Raw genomic sequence first — 14,326 nt, 5'->3', positions numbered from 1 at the left:
GACCGATCCGCTTTCCGGAGAATGCCGCGGCGAGCCTCTCCTCCTCCCTCCGGAAAGGACGACGATGACCCCCGAACCGGAAGTCCTCAGAGTGCTCGGACTGTTCCTCAAGCACCCGACACTGCGCCTGGCTCCGGGCGAGCCCTTCGCCCGAGGGAGGCTGCCGTACCGGGCCGACCTCCTCCGGGACGACTCGACGCGGCTCCTCGTCCCCGGTCACGCGTCTCGGCCCGCGCACGTGAAGCTGCGCGACGTCGTGGAGCACCGCACGGGGCTGAACGTGGACACGCAGCTGCGCGCACTCCGGGCGGTCCGCTCGGCCGACGCGGTGCTCTGCGTGCTCGAGCCGGAGGCGGGCCTCCCCGCGCTGCTCCGGCGCGCGCGGCTCGGGCCGTACGGCCGCACGCCGCTCGTGGTCCTCTCCTGCTGGTGGGCGGAGGAGCTGCTCACCGGCTCGCCGCAGCGGCGCCGACAGGTGGTCCGGCTGCTCCAGGGCGTGGACCGGATCATCGTGCTCAGCGAGAACCAGCGCGAGCTCTTCGCCCGGCACGGCGTCGACGAGCGGCGGATCGCACCGGTGCTCTTCGGGGTCGACTCGGACTACTACCGGCCCGTTCCGCCGCGTCCGAAGCGGTTCGAGGTGCTCGCCGTCGGTGTCGACCGCGGGCGCGACTTCGACTCGCTGGTCGCCGCCGCCGAGCGCCTGCCGCACCGTCGGTTCGACATCGTGACCACTCCTGCACGGCGGCCGTCCCGGGCGCTGCCGGCCAACGTCGTCCTGCACGATCCCGTCCCGGTCGGTCGGCACCGCGACAACCTGCGCGACGCCGAGCTCGTCGTCGTCACCAGCCACGACCTCGCCTACCCGACGGGCCAGAGCGTCCTCCTGGAGGCCTCCGGCTGCGGGACCTGCACGGCGGTCACCGCGAGCGCCGCGATGACCGGCTACGTCCGCGACGGCGAGACGTCCTTCTCGCTGCCCCTGCACGATCCAGCGGGGATCGCGGCGGTGCTGGAGGCGGTGCTGAGCGACGACGGGAAGCGGGCCGAGGTCGCCCGCGCGGGCCGGGAGCGGGTGCTGGCCGAGCTGAACGCGCGGCACATGTGGGCGGGCGTCCGCGCGGTCCTCCGCGACGCGGTCCGCGAGCGCGGCCGCGTCTGAGCGGCGGTCGGCCGGGGCCCCACCAGGCGACCTCCGTCGCGCCGGGAAGGGCCCGCCGACCGGGACCTCCGCGCCCCGGACCCGTGGATCCGCGCCGGATCGGGCGGACGCGGGAGGCGCTACTCCGGCGGCAGAGCGCGGGCGCGAGCGGACCGCTCCGCGAGCAGAGCGAGACCCGCGCCGATCACGACGAACGAGATCGGGGCGAAGAACACCTCGCCCAGCTGCGTCGCGCACAGCAGCACCAGGATGCTCGCCGCGCCGACCGCGTGCCCCGGGCGGCTCCCGGCCCCGGCGGCCGTGGTCGCGAAGCCGGCCACGAGCACGGTGCCGATGACGCCGACGAGCAGCACGACGCCGCCCTCGGCCATCAGCGCCAGGTAGGAGTTGTGGAAGAACCAGTCGATCCCGTCGACCCGCGCGGTCGCCTCGCCGAGCCCGGAGCCGGTCCACGGCGAGAGCGCCACCTTGTCGACCGAGGCGTCGAGGATGCGGGCGCGCAGGGCGTCGGAGCCGGCCCGCTCCACCCCGTAGTCGCCGGCCGTCGCCAGGTTCCGCTCGGCCCAGAGGAACAGCAGGACGAGGCCGCCGCCGAGGAGCGCGCGGAAGAGCAGGCGCAGGTACGGCGCCGCGACGAGCCACACGAGCGCGCAGGCGTAGGCCGCCATCGACGTGCGGGAGTCGGTGGCGACGACCGCGGCGGCCCCGAGCGCGAGCACGCCGACCCGCAGCCACAGCCGCGAGCCGAGCGCCGAGACCAGCAGCGCCGCCGCTCCGTAGACGAGACCGGCCACGTTCTTGTCCTGCAGGTAGCCGGTCAGGGCGCCCTGGTAGCTGTCCGGGGCGAGTCCCGCGACGAACAGCACGGCGTTCAGCGACAGCGCCGCGGCGAGTCCTTTGAGCCCCGAGACCACGTCGATCCGCCCGCTCGCGAGGAAGCCCGCGGCGAGCATGACGAGCGCGATGTTCGCCGCCCGGCGCAGGGCGTCGAGGCCGTCGAAGGACGAGCCGGCGAGGACGAAGGCGAGCAGGGCGAGGCACAGCCACGGGTACCAGGCGGCCCGTCCGAGACGGCGGGTGGGCCGCCGGAAGAGGCTGACGAGGACCAGGGCGGCCAGCGCCGTCTGGGCCAGCGGGACGCTCCCCGGGAGGAAGGGGGTGGGGAGCCGGTAGACCAGGAGGCCCATCAGGACGGCATCGAGTATCCGAGCGGAATGTGCTATCGGAAAGGCCGCGTGAACGAGCGGGGAACGCCTCTCGACGACGATCTCTCCCCCTGGCGCGGACATGTCGTCATCCTCGCAGAAAGGGCCTCCCGAGGGGTCGGGGACCGCCTAGGGAAAGGCGCTCCGCATTGCTAGCGTGACCGACACCTCAGCATCGTCGTGCGGCGCATGCGCGGCACGCAGAAAGGTGCGCAGTGACTGTCGTCGATCTCATCGCATTCATCCGGCGGAACTGGCGGACCCTCGTGGTCGCCGTGCTCGTCGGAGCTCTGGCGATGGCCGCCTTCTCGTTCCTCACTCCGAAGGTCTACGAGTCGAGCTCGGCCGGATTCGTGATCGCCGCGAGCGACGGCAGCTCGGCCGATGCGATCAGCGGGTCGCAGACCGCAGTGACCCGGGCCAACGCCTACCTGCCGCTGATCTCGAGCAGCGCCGTCTCCGAGCGGATCGAGGCCGACCCGGAGGCGAATCCGGGCGGGGAGGCCCTGAGCGGCCGCCTCACCGCGAGGGTCGCTCCGGGCAGCACCCTGATCGAGGTCACCGCCGCGGCCGGGACCGCGCAGAACGCCGCCGCCCTGGCCAACGGGGCGCTCGCGGCGCTGGCGGCCGTCATCACCGACATCGAGACGCAGTCCACCGCCGACCGCACACCGCAGATCACCGTCGTCCCGCTCGAGAACGCGGAGCCGCCCGCCGCTCCGACGAGCCCCGACTGGGTGCGGAACATCCTGCTCGGCGCCCTGGGCGGGCTCGTTCTCGGCTTCGGTCTCGCCTTCCTCCGCCGGGCCCTCGACATCCGCGTGCGGACCGTCGACGACCTCACCGAGCTCTTCGGCGTCGGCGTCCTCGGGCGCATCCCCAAGGCGGGACGCCCGGGCCGGACCGGCGGCCGCCGCGGCACCGACGCGCTCACCGCGGAGGCGTTCCGCTCGCTCCGGACGGGCCTGCGCTTCTCCAGCGTCGACGAGGAGACGCGCAGCGTCGTGATCACCAGCGCCAACCAGGCCGAGGGCAAGTCCACGATCGCCGCCGGACTGGCCCGCGTCACCGCGGAGTCCGGGCAGCGCACCCTCCTGGTCGACGCGGACCTCCGCCGGCCCTCCGTGGCGCGGATGCTGGACATCGACGGCGCCATCGGCCTCAGCGAGGTCCTCAGCCACCAGATCCCCGTGGACGACGCGATCCGCCCCACCGGCACCGCGGGCCTCTACGCCCTCCCGGCCGGGCACATCCCGCCCAACCCGTCCGAGATGCTCGGCTCCGAGGCGATGCGCGCCCTGGTCGCGCGCCTCTCGAAGGACTACTTCGTCATCATCGACGCGCCGCCCGTGCTGCCCGTCACCGACGCCTCCATCGTCGCGACCGTCGTCGACGGCGTCGTCTTCGTCGTCGCCTCGAACCAGACGCGCCGGCCCGAGGTCGCCGCCGCCCGGCGGATCGTCCAGCAGGTCCGCGCCCGCGTGCTCGGCACCGTGCTCAACATGGTCACCGCCCGTGACGGCGACACCGGGTACTACTACTACGACCGCAAGAACGCGTACTACGCCGAGCCGCAGCCGGCGACGGGGCGCAAGCGCGCGGCGGCGGCACCGCGCCGGTCCGAGCTCGCCCCGGTGGAGTCGCGGGCCCTGCCTCCGCAGACGTCCCGCCGGGCGGCTCGATGAGCGGGCGCCTGCTCCTGCTCTGCCATGCGAACGTGGCCCGGTCGCCCTCGGCCGAGCTGATCGCGGCGCGCCTGCTCGGCGCCGGCTCCGACTGGCGGGTCGAGAGCGCGGGAACGCACGCGGAGGCCGGCCGCGGGCTCGACCCCGAGCTCAGCGATGCGCTGCGGGCCCGCGGACTCTCCACGGCCGGGCACCGCGCGCGCCAGGCCGACGGCCGGATGCTCGCCGGCACCGACCCCGTGCTCGTGTTCGAGGCGGGCCAGCGCGAGTGGGTCACCCGCCACTTCCCGGCCGCCGCGCGCCGCACGACCACGGTCCGCCGGGCGGCCCGGTTGGCGGGAGCCGCCCCCGGGGTCCCGCTCCTGCGGCTGCTCGCCGACGACACCGCCCCCTACGGCGCCGAGGACGACTTCGCCGACCCGTTCGGGCGCGGCCCGGACGTCGCCGCGGCGGCCGTCGAGGACATCGACGCCCTGCTCCGGGTGATCCTCCCCGCTCTCGGCGCTCTGCCCGTCGGCGCGGAGCCCCCGGCCGCCACCGTCCGGAGCACCCGCCGCTCGCTCCGCCGGGACCGCGCCGCCGAGACGGTCGCGAGGTGACCGCCGAGGGGGTGAGCGTCGTGATCCCGCACTACGGCGACCCCGCGCCCGCGCTCGCCCTCGTCGAGCGGCTCCGCAGCCAGGAGTCGCCCCCCGCCCTCGAGATCGTCGTCGTCGACGACGCCTCCCCGATCCCGTTCCCGACCGGGACCGACGGAGTGGAGGTCGTGCGGCGCGAGCGGAACGGCGGCTTCGGCGCCGCGGTGAACACGGGCGCCGCCCGGGCGCGCCACCCGCTGCTCCTGGTGCTCAACAGCGACCTCGTCGTCGGGCCCTCCTTCCTCTGCGACCTGCTCGAGGCGGGACGGCCGTGGCTGCCCGCGGTCGTCGCTCCGGACCTCGTCGACGCGGGCGGGGAGCGGCAGTGGGTCGGCCGGCGGTTCCCGCGGCTGCGCCACTACGTCGTGGAGTGGCTCACTCCGCTCGCGCGCTGGCGCCCGCGGCTGCACGCCGCCGTCGGCCACGACACCCGGTGCGCCCCGGGCGCGACGGTGCCGGTGGACTGGGTGGTGGGCGCCGTGATGCTGCTGCCGGTGGCCGAGTTCCGCGCGGTCGGCGGGTTCGACGAGTCCTTCCACATGAACTGCGAGGAGGTCGACCTCCAGCGCCGGCTGCGCGAGCGCGGCGTGCCCTCGGTCTTCGCCGGCTCCGTCGTCGCCGAGCACACGGGAGGCGGCTCCTCCGACCCCGCGCGCCGGCTGGTCTGGCTGGTCGCCTCGCGCCTGCGCTACGCCCGCAAGTGGGGCGGGCGCCCCGCCGCCGTCGCCGCGGCCCTGCGCGCCGCCTCCGCCGTGAACCTCGCCGCCAACGCGGTGCGCGCCGCCGCCGGCAGCGACGTGCGCCCGCTGGCCGTCCTCCGGCGCGAGCTCCGGCTCGTCGCCGCCGCCGAGGCGGCGTCCCGGTGAGCGGGCCCGTGCTCGTGGTGAGCCCGGTCTTCCACGGCTACTGGGAGGCGCTCGAGTCGGCGCTGGCCCACCTGGGCGACGACGTGGTCGTCCACCGCTACGACGCCGCGACCGGGCTGGCCCACGTGCGCGACGCCCTCGGCCACCGGCTCCCCGGGGGCCGGCTCCGGCGCTCGTCGATGCGCGCCGAGACCGACCGTGCGATCGCGGCGCTGCGCGCCGTCCGGCCCCGGGCCGTCCTCGTGGTGAAGGGCGACTCCCTCGGCGACGCCTGGTGGGAGGAGGTCGGCCGCGCCGGCGTCCCCGTGGTGCTCTGGCTCTACGACGAGCTCCGCAACATGGGGCACCCCGTGGACCGCCTGCGCTCCCTCGCCGGGGAGGCGGTGTCGATCGTCAGCTACTCCGCCGCCGACGTCGCCGAGCTCGCCCGCGCGGGGGTTCCGGCCGGGCACCTGCCCGACGCCTTCGACTCCCTCCTCTCCTTCCGCCCCCGCCCCTCCGCCGCTGTGACCTTCGTCGGCGCCCGCTACCCCGAGCGCGAGCGCGTGCTGCGGGAGCTCGCGGCCGGCGGTGTCGCGGTCGAGGCGTACGGGCGGCAGTGGTCGCGGCACCCCTGGGACGTGGCGCGCACCGGCCGCTGGCGCTCGGCCGGCGTCCCCGCCCGCCGCGACGTCCCGCGGGCGGGCTACTACGGAGTGATGGCCGGCTCGACCGCGACCCTGGCTCTGCACGGCGCGGGCCATGGCGGACTCTCGATGCGCGCCTTCGAGGCCCCGGGCGTCGGGGCGCTGACCCTGATCGACCGGCCCGAGGTGGCGGAGTTCTACGAGGTGGGCAAAGAGGTGCTCGTCTTCGAGGAGCGGGACCAGCTCGTCGAGCACGTGCGGCGGGCGGGCGCGGACCCCTCCTGGGCGCGGCGCATCCGCGAGGCGGGCGCGCGCCGCACCGGCGCCGAGCACACCTTCGTGCACCGGATGCGGGAGGTGAGGGCCCTGTGGCGCTGACGCACCCGACCGACCTGGAGGCCTGGCGCCGCTGGCAGCGCGGCCGCGACCCGCTGCGCACCGCCCGGGCGGCGCTGCGGCGCTCCGAGCCGACCCGCCTGGTGCTGCACGTGCGCGGCGACCGGCCCGCCGTCCTGCTCGCGGTGGAGGCGTCGACGGCGAGCGCCCTCGCCTCGACCGCGGCCTCGCTCGCTCCTCTCGGCGGGGCTCCCGCGGCGGTCCTCGCTCCCTCCGGAGCCGGCGACGCGCTGTCCGGGCTGCTGCCGGGCCGCTGGAGGGCGCACCCGGTCGACCCGGAGGCGGACCCGCCCGCCGAGCTGCGGAGCCTCCGCGCCGTGATCGCCACCGGCCACTTCCTCGCGGCGGGAGCGGCCGCCCACCGCTGGTCCGGAATCCTCGGCGCCCGCTTCCTGGTCGTGCAGCACGGCCTGCTCACCCCCTCCGCCCCGCCGCTCCCGCCCGGAGCGACGCTGCTGGCGTTCTCAGAGGAGGACGCGACCTTCTGGACCTCCGGCCGCAGCGACGTGGAGACCGAGGTCGTCGGCAGCCAGCTGCTCTGGACCGCGTCGCGCCGCCCGCGCCCCGAGCGGCTCGAGGAGCGGCCCCTGTTCCTCGGCCAGCTGCACGGCGCGGAGCTGCTCCGGCGGACGGCCGCGGCCACCGCCTCCCGCTTCTGCCGCGAGGCGGGCGCCGACTACCGCCCCCACCCCGCCGAGGTCGACCGCCGCTCGCGCTGGCAGCACGCGCGGTGGGAGCGCCGCGGCATCCGGGTGCTCCGCGGCGGCGACCTCGCCGCGCAGGCCCGGCCGGTCGCCTCGATCTTCTCGACCGGGGTCCTCGAGGCCGCGGCCGCCGGGATCCCCGCGTGGGTCGTCTGCGAGGATCCGCCCGCCTGGGTGCTCGAGTTCTGGAGCCGGTACCGGCTCGCGCGCTGGGGCGGGCAGACGCCGACCGCGGCTCCGCCCGTCCCGTCCGTCGAGCCGGCCGTCGCCGTCGCCCGCCGGGCACTCGCCATCGCCGAAGGAGGCACCCCGTGACCGTTCTCTGCGTCATCCCCGTGCGCGGGGGCTCGAAGGGCATACCGCGCAAGAACGCCCGCCCCGTCGCGGGCCGCCCGCTGGTGGTCTGGAGCATCGAGCAGGCGCTCGCCGCCGGTCTCGACGTGCTCGTGTCGACCGACGACCCCGAGCTGGCAACGATCGCGGAGGGGGCGGGAGCGGACGTGCCGTTCCTCCGGCCCGCCGAGCTGGCGCGCGACGAGACGGCGACCGAGCCCGTCGTGCTCCACGCGATCGAGCACCGGGCCGCACTGGGCCGCCGCCCGGACGCGGTGATGCTCCTCCAGGCGACCTCGCCGATCCGGCTCCCGGGCACCCTCGCCCGCGCGCTCGAGCAGTTCGCCTCGACGGGGGTCGACTCGCTGGTGGGCGTCGTCCCGCAGACGCCGTTCCTCTGGCGGCTGCTGGAGGGGGCCGCCGTGCCGCAGTACGACGTCACGGCCCGGCCGCGGCGCCAGGACCTCGCCGAGGCCGACTTCTTCTACCGCGAGACCGGGTCCCTCTACCTCACCCGCACCGAGGTCTACGAGCGCGAGCGCAACCGGATCGGCGGCCGGGTCGGCCTGTTCGTCATGGACGAGGCGGAGGGCGGGGACATCGACACCGAGGCGGACCTCGCGGTGGTCGAGCAGACCCTCCTCAGCCTGTCGGCGGGAGGCGGCGCATGATCATCGACCGGCACCTCGCCCCGTTCATCGTCTTCGCCGAGGACCCGGTGCTCACCGCGCTGGCCAAGATCAACGCGAACAAGCAGCGGATCGTCTTCTGCGTCGACGGGCACGGGATCCTCCGCGGGTCGGTGTCCGACGGCGACTTCCGCCGCTGGATCATCGCGAACCCGACGGCCTCCCTCGACGTCCCGGCCCTCGCCGTCGCGAACACCGCCGTCCGCACGGCGGGAGCGGACGAGCCGGCCACCGCGATCGCCGCCCGGCTCGGCCGCGACGGGATCAGCCACCTCCCGCTCGTCGACGACCGCGGGCACCTCGTCGCGATCGCGGTCGAGGGCGATCGGGCGCTGCGGATCGGCCGCCACGAGGTGGGCGACGGCCACCCGGCCTTCCTGATCGCGGAGATCGGCAACAACCACAACGGCTCGGTCGATCTGGCGCGGCGGCTGGTCGACCTCGCGGTCGAGGCGGGAGCCGACGCGGTGAAGTTCCAGCTGCGCGACCTCGACTCTCTCTACCGGCGCGCCGGCGGGGCCACCGCGGGGGAGGACCTCGGCGCCCAGTACACGATCGACCTCCTGCGCCGCTTCTCGTTGCCCGCCGAGCCGCTCCTCCGGGTCTTCGACCACGCGGCCGAGGCCGGGATCGACGTCCTCTGCACCCCGTGGGACGCCCCGAGCGTGCAGGCGCTCGTCGACTACGGGATCCCGGGCCTCAAGATCGCCTCGGCGGACCTCACCAACCACGGCCTGATCGAGGACGCCGGCACCCGGGGACTGCCCCTGCTGCTCAGCACCGGGATGTCCCGCGAGTCCGAGATCCTCGAGTCGGTCGCGCTGCTGCGCTCGCTCGGCACCTCCTTCGCCCTGCTGCACACCCAGTCGACGTACCCGGCGCCCTACCGCGACCTCAACCTCGCCTACCTCGACCGGCTCGCCGAGATCGGCGGCGGCGTCGTCGGCTACTCCGGCCACGAGCGGGGCTGGCACGTCCCCGTCGCCGCCGTCGCCCGCGGGGCCCGCATCGTCGAGAAGCACTTCACGGTCGACCGGGGGATGGAGGGCAACGACCACACGGTGTCCCTGCTCCCGGACGAGTTCCGCCGCATGGTCGGCGAGATCCGCGACATCGAGGACTCGCTCGGCACGCGCGACGCCCGATCGGTCTCGACGGGGGAGTCGATGAACCGCGTCTCGCTCGCGAAGTCGCTGGTCGCCTCCCGCGACCTCTCGATCGGGGACGTGGTGCGCGCCGCCGACGTCGTCGTCCGCAGCCCCGGCCGGGGCCTCCAGCCCAACGAGCTGCCGCAGCTGCTCGGCCGCGCGCTCCACCGCGACGTCGAGGAGGGCGGGTTCTTCTTCGCCGGCGACCTGCGCGAGAGCACGCCGTCCGGCCGGCCGTTCCGGTTCCGCCGCCCCTGGGGCCTGCCGGTGCGGTACCACGACCACGCGGCGCTCGCCGCGGAGTCGAACGCCGACTTCCTCGAGTTCCACTTCTCGTACCGCGACCTGGAGATCGAGCCGGACGACGTGTTCACCCGCCGCCTCGACTCCGGCTTCACCACCCACCTGCCGGACCTGTTCGCGGGCGACTTCCTCGTCGACCTCGCCTCCTTCGACGACGACGTGTGGGAGCGCTCGATCGCGGAGGTGCAGCGCACCGTCGAGACCACCCGGAGCCTCGCGCGCTGGTTCCGCCAGGAGGAGGACCCGATGATGGTCGTCACGATGGGCGGCTTCACCCGGCACGCGCACGTGGCTCAGGATCAGCGCGCTCCCCTCTACGAGCGCGTCGCCGACGCCCTCGAGCGGATCGACGCGAGCGGCGTCCGCGTGCTGGCGCAGACCCTCCCGCCCTACCCGTGGCTCATGGGCGGGCAGCAGTTCCACAACCTCTTCGTGGACCCGCGCGACACCGCCGAGTTCGCGGCCGCGACCGGCACGCCGCTCTGCCTCGACGCCTCGCACACCAAGCTCGCGGCGAACCACCTCGGGCTCGCCTTCTCGGAGGCGGTGGCGCTGCTCGCTCCGCTCAGCGCGCACCTGCACCTCGTCGACGCGACGGGTGTCGACGGCGAGGGGGTGCAGATCGGCGAGGGCGAGATCGACTGGCCGGACTTCGCGGCGTCGCTCGACGAGCTGGCGCCCGGGGTGCCGTTCATCCCCGAGATCTGGCAGGGGCACGTGAACAGCGGCGAGGGCTTCTGGACCGCGCTCGAGCGGCTGGAGGAGTGGCTGTGACCCCGCTCGCGCTCTGGGCGGTGCCGGTCGGCGAGTTCGGCGGGGTGGCCCGCCACGTCCTCGACGCCGCCCGGCACGGGATCCCCGGCCACCGGCTCGTCGTGCTCTGCCCGGAGGGAGCGCTCGCCGAGCGGCTGCGGGAGCAGGGCTCGGCCGTGACGACCGGGTGCTTCGGAGTGTCCGCCGGTGCCGCCGCCTCCGTGGCGACCCTGCGCGCGACCGCGGCGGCTCTCCGCCCGGCGGTCGTCCACTCCCACCTCGCCCACGCCGACCTCGTGACCGCGGCGACTCCGCTGCCCCGCGGGGTCCGCCGCGTCACGACGGAGCACGGCATCGCCGGGCCCGACGTCTACCACCGCACCGCCCTGCGGGCGCGGACGACCGCGGCGGCGCACCACGCGCGGCTGCGGTCCTTCGACTCCGCGATCGCCGTCTCGGAGGCCACCCGCCGCACCATGATCGAGAAGTGGCGGCCGAGCCTGCCGGTGCAGGTCGTGCTCAACGGAGTCGACGCCGCGCCCCGCGACCGCGAGCCGGGGGAGCCCGGGTCGCTCCGGGTCCTCTCGCTCGCGCGCCTGGCGCCGGAGAAGCGCCTGGACGCGCTGCTCGAGGCCTTCGCGGTGCTGCGCCGGCGCGTCCCCGGCGCCACGCTGACCGTCGCCGGCGAGGGTCCGCTCGACGGCACCCTGCGCGCCCGGGCCGAGCGGCTCGGCCTCGGCGACGCCGTGTCGTTCCCCGGCTTCGCCGATCCGGAGGCGGCGCTCGCCGCGGCGGACGTCGTCGCCCAGCTCTCGGTCTGGGAGAACTGCTCCTACACGCTGCTCGACGCGGCCGCCCGCGGGATCGGCGTGGTCGCCTCCGCGGTGGGCGGGAACCCCGAGATCGTCGAGCGGGACTCGCTGGTCGACGCCGACGACCCGGAGGCGGTGGCCGCGGCGCTGGAGCGGCAGGCGTCGAGGGCCGCGGCTCCTCGCGCCGTGCGGGACGTCGCCGCCATGTGCGGCGGGATCGCCGCCGTGTACGAGGGGGTGGCGGCGTGAGCGGCGGGTCCCTGCGGCCGGGGCTGCGCACCCTCCTCTCGCTGGCCGGCGCCGCCTCTCCGGGCTGGATCACCGCCGCCGTCGCGGGCTCCCTCGCGCTCGCGGTCCTCGACACCCTGGGCGTCGCCGCGATGGTGCCGCTCATGGCGCTGCTCACCGGGACCGACACCACCACGGGCGCGCTCGGCGTCCTCTCCGGCGTCCTCGGCTCGACGGACGTCCAGACCCTCCTCCCGATCATCGCCGGCTTCGTCGCGGTCGTCTTCGTGCTCAAGAGCGCCGGGACGATCGTCTTCCGGTGGTGGCTGCTCGGCCGCACCACGCGGATATCGGCCGACGCTGCGACGGAGCTGCTCCGGCGGTACGTCCTCGCGCCCTACGCCGTCCACCGCTCCCGGCGCCTCGCCGAGGTGTACCGGACCATCAACGACGCCAGCGCGCAGGCGGCCGGCGTGCTCCTCGGTGTGATCGGCATCGCCTCCGACCTGCTGGTGCTCGTCGCGATCGTGGCGATCCTGCTGGTCGCCTCGCCGGTCGCGACCCTGTTCGCGGCCGTCTTCTTCGCGGTGCTGCTCGGCGGCGTCCAGGCGCTCCTGCGGCGGCGGCAGGGCCGGATCGGCGAGGAGATGGCGGAGGCCGCGCTGGAGTCGTGGCAGTTCCTGCTCCCCTCGCTCGACGGGTTCCGCGAGGCGCGCCTGACCTCGAGCGCGGCGAGCCTGGTCGCCGGCTTCAGCGGGGCCAAGCGCCGCAGCGCCCAGGCTCTGCGCTCCCTCTCGCTCGTCTCGGAGCTGCCGAAGTACCTGCTCGAGATCGGCTTCGTCGTCGCCGTCGTGGGCGTCTCGGGGATCCTCGTCGCCACCGGCTCCGGCGCCGAGGCGCTCTCCGTCCTGGGCGTCTTCGCGGCCGCCTCCCTCCGCGCCCTGCCGACCCTCAACCGCGTCTCGGCCACCTTCGCGATCGTGCGCAGCGGGCAGGCGGGCCTGCGGATCGTCTCCGAGGCGGCCGAGGAGCTCGCCTCCGAGGGGGCGCACGACGAGAGGCCCGGGCCGGGCGGCCGCTACTCCGGCGACATCGCGCTCGAGCACGTCACGTACCGCTACGCCGACTCCGACGTGGACGTGGTGCGGGACGTCTCCCTGGTGATCCAGCGGAACGCCACGACCGCCTTCGTCGGATCCAGCGGCGCCGGCAAGAGCACCCTCCTCGACCTGGTCCTCGGCCTGCTCCCGCCCACGAGCGGCCGGATCCTCTGCGGCGGGCGGCCGATCGACGAGGACCCCGCGGCCTGGTACGCGGGGCTCGGCGTGGTGCCGCAGGACGTGTTCCTCCTGGACGCGACCGTCGCCGCGAACGTCGCCTTCGGGGTGCCGGCGGCCGAGGTCGACCACGAGCGCGTGCGCGAGGTGCTGCGGACGGCGCAGCTCGAGGAGTTCGTCAGCGGGCTGCCGCAGGGTCTGGACACCCGCGTGGGCGAGCGCGGCGTCCGCCTCTCCGGCGGCCAGCGCCAGCGGCTCGGCCTCGCCCGAGCGCTCTACCGGCGCCCCTCCGTCCTCGTCCTCGACGAGGCGACCTCGGCGCTCGACAACCGCACGGAGCACGAGATCTCGCGGGCCGTCGCCGAGCTGCACGGCAGCATGACCGTCCTCGTGGTCGCCCACCGGCTCTCGACCGTGCGCGGCGCCGACCGGCTGCTCTTCCTCGACGGCGGCCGGATCGAGGGGGCCGGCACCTTCGAGGAGGTGCGGGCCGCGCACCCCGGCTTCGCCCAGCTCGTGGCGCTCGGAGAGCTCTCGTGAGCGGGGGAGGCCCGCGGTGGTGACGCTCGGCGACGTCCGCTCGGCGCTGCTGGCGCCCCTCCGCCGACGGGGCACGACGGTGCTGCTGCCCGGCGAGTCGTTCGGGGTCGGGAACCTCGCCTACTTCTGGCTGCAGGCCCACGCCCGCCGGAGCCGCGGGGTGCCGACCGCGGTGCGCGCGACGCGGAGGACCGCGGAGTGGGCGGAGGTCTTCCCGCGGGTCCTCGAGGAGCTCGTGGTGCCCCCGGCGGAGATGTCGTTCTTCAGCCCCCGCGAGCTCGGGAGCGTCCACCAGGATTTCGGCGTGGAGTTCACGGCGGACGAGCTGGCGGACTTCGTCGCGACGATGCTGCTCCCGCCCGGCGGCCCGTTCACCGCTCTGGCGGCGGCGGCGCGACCGGAGGCGGACCTCACCGTGAACATCCGGCGCGGCGACTACTACAGCGTCCCGGCTTTCCGCGGCCGCTACTCCTTCGACGTGGTCGAGTACGTCGACGCGGCGCTCGCCCTGGCCCGCGAGCGGGAGCCCGTGCGCAGCGTCCTGATCGTGTCGGACGACCTCGACTGGTGCCGGGTGAAGCTGGCCCGCGTCCTCGAGGGCGTCGAGGTGCGCTTCCCGGGGGCGGGGACGCCGGTGCCGCAGCAGCTCGCCCTGCTGGCCGCGTCCCGCCGCCTGGTGCTGACGAACTCGACCTTCTCGTACTGGGGCGCGCATCTCGGCGACCACGTGCACGGCGGCGCCGACGTGATCGCGCCGTGGTTCCACAGCCGCGCGTGGAACGGAGGGGCGGCGACGCAGCTCGACCCGCGCTGGCGGGTCGTCCGCGACCTCCCCGGCGGCTGGGACGGCTGACGCGGCGGGTCGGAGGCGGGCGGCGGCGCGGGGCTCGCGGGTACCGGCGGGGGGTTGCCGCCGCGGGGGGCGGGGGCGCACCGGCATCCCGATCAAGCTCGTCGGCCA

12 protein-coding genes are annotated in these 14,326 nt (G+C 75.5%); 11 read left to right on the top strand and 1 reads right to left on the bottom strand.

Annotation, left to right across the window (positions count from 1 at the left end; translation table 11 throughout):
- The first annotated feature begins 64 nt into the window (after window positions 1-64).
- Entirely contained in the window at window positions 65-1,162 is a 1,098-nt protein-coding gene (locus tag C5C46_RS14470) for a glycosyltransferase family 4 protein (RefSeq protein WP_104227205.1), read from the top strand.
- 119 nt (window positions 1,163-1,281) lie between these two features.
- Here C5C46_RS14470 and C5C46_RS14465 read toward each other — a convergent pair whose 3' ends face one another.
- Window positions 1,282-2,349: an O-antigen ligase family protein gene (locus C5C46_RS14465; protein ID WP_104227204.1), complete on the bottom strand. Its 1,068-nt coding sequence runs from the start codon at window positions 2,347-2,349 to the stop codon at window positions 1,282-1,284.
- A gap of 233 nt (window positions 2,350-2,582) precedes the next feature.
- Between C5C46_RS14465 and C5C46_RS14460 the strand changes: the two genes are divergently transcribed.
- Genes C5C46_RS14460 through C5C46_RS14415 form a run of 10 tightly spaced genes read left to right on the top strand, consistent with a single transcriptional unit; the run spans window position 2,583 to window position 14,218 of the window.
- Entirely contained in the window at window positions 2,583-4,052 is a 1,470-nt protein-coding gene (locus C5C46_RS14460; protein ID WP_104227203.1) for a polysaccharide biosynthesis tyrosine autokinase, read from the top strand.
- Complete coding sequence (locus tag C5C46_RS14455) at window positions 4,049-4,651, top strand: hypothetical protein (protein ID WP_104227202.1); 603 nt, start codon at window positions 4,049-4,051, stop codon at window positions 4,649-4,651. Before C5C46_RS14460 ends, C5C46_RS14455 begins: the two co-directional genes overlap by 4 nt.
- Entirely contained in the window at window positions 4,648-5,556 is a 909-nt protein-coding gene (locus tag C5C46_RS14450) for a glycosyltransferase family 2 protein (protein ID WP_104227201.1), read from the top strand. The genes C5C46_RS14455 and C5C46_RS14450 overlap by 4 nt, the downstream gene beginning before the upstream one ends.
- Window positions 5,553-6,560, top strand: coding sequence for a glycosyltransferase (locus C5C46_RS14445; protein ID WP_104227200.1), 1,008 nt, complete (start codon window positions 5,553-5,555; stop codon window positions 6,558-6,560). Before C5C46_RS14450 ends, C5C46_RS14445 begins: the two co-directional genes overlap by 4 nt.
- A complete protein-coding gene (locus C5C46_RS14440) occupies window positions 6,551-7,597 on the top strand; it encodes a hypothetical protein (RefSeq protein ID WP_104227199.1) in 1,047 nt (348 codons plus the stop codon). The genes C5C46_RS14445 and C5C46_RS14440 overlap by 10 nt, the downstream gene beginning before the upstream one ends.
- The gene (locus C5C46_RS14435; protein ID WP_104227198.1) at window positions 7,594-8,286 is read left to right on the top strand and encodes a cytidylyltransferase domain-containing protein; all 693 of its coding nucleotides are present in this window, start codon (window positions 7,594-7,596) and stop codon (window positions 8,284-8,286) included. Before C5C46_RS14440 ends, C5C46_RS14435 begins: the two co-directional genes overlap by 4 nt.
- Window positions 8,283-10,529: an N-acetylneuraminate synthase family protein gene (locus C5C46_RS14430; protein WP_104227197.1), complete on the top strand. Its 2,247-nt coding sequence runs from the start codon at window positions 8,283-8,285 to the stop codon at window positions 10,527-10,529. Before C5C46_RS14435 ends, C5C46_RS14430 begins: the two co-directional genes overlap by 4 nt.
- Window positions 10,526-11,569 (top strand): glycosyltransferase family 4 protein, encoded by a 1,044-nt coding sequence (locus tag C5C46_RS14425; RefSeq protein ID WP_104227196.1) that lies wholly within the window; start codon window positions 10,526-10,528, stop codon window positions 11,567-11,569. Before C5C46_RS14430 ends, C5C46_RS14425 begins: the two co-directional genes overlap by 4 nt.
- On the top strand, window positions 11,566-13,365 hold the full coding sequence (locus C5C46_RS14420; RefSeq protein ID WP_104227195.1) for an ABC transporter ATP-binding protein: 1,800 nt from the start codon (window positions 11,566-11,568) through the stop codon (window positions 13,363-13,365). Before C5C46_RS14425 ends, C5C46_RS14420 begins: the two co-directional genes overlap by 4 nt.
- A 16-nt stretch (window positions 13,366-13,381) precedes the next feature.
- Window positions 13,382-14,218, top strand: coding sequence for an alpha-1,2-fucosyltransferase (locus tag C5C46_RS14415; RefSeq protein WP_104227194.1), 837 nt, complete (start codon window positions 13,382-13,384; stop codon window positions 14,216-14,218).
- Window positions 14,219-14,326 lie beyond the last annotated feature (108 nt).

The sequence above is a fragment of the Rathayibacter sp. AY1E6 genome, assembly GCF_002931115.1.
Classification (GTDB): domain Bacteria; phylum Actinomycetota; class Actinomycetes; order Actinomycetales; family Microbacteriaceae; genus Rathayibacter.
The sequence above is the reverse complement of the archived record's forward strand: the minus strand, read 5'-3'. Positions and strand labels throughout refer to the sequence as shown.

Bases quoted from the DNA above. Each gene is read 5' to 3' on its own strand.
- C5C46_RS14465 (WP_104227204.1), bottom strand. From the start codon at position 2,349: ATGGGCCTCCTGGTCTACCGGCTCCCCACCCCCTTCCTCCCGGGGAGC.
- C5C46_RS14430 (WP_104227197.1), top strand. From the start codon at position 8,283: ATGATCATCGACCGGCACCTCGCCCCGTTCATCGTCTTCGCCGAGGAC.
- C5C46_RS14470 (WP_104227205.1), top strand. From the start codon at position 65: ATGACCCCCGAACCGGAAGTCCTCAGAGTGCTCGGACTGTTCCTCAAG.
- C5C46_RS14455 (WP_104227202.1), top strand. From the start codon at position 4,049: ATGAGCGGGCGCCTGCTCCTGCTCTGCCATGCGAACGTGGCCCGGTCG.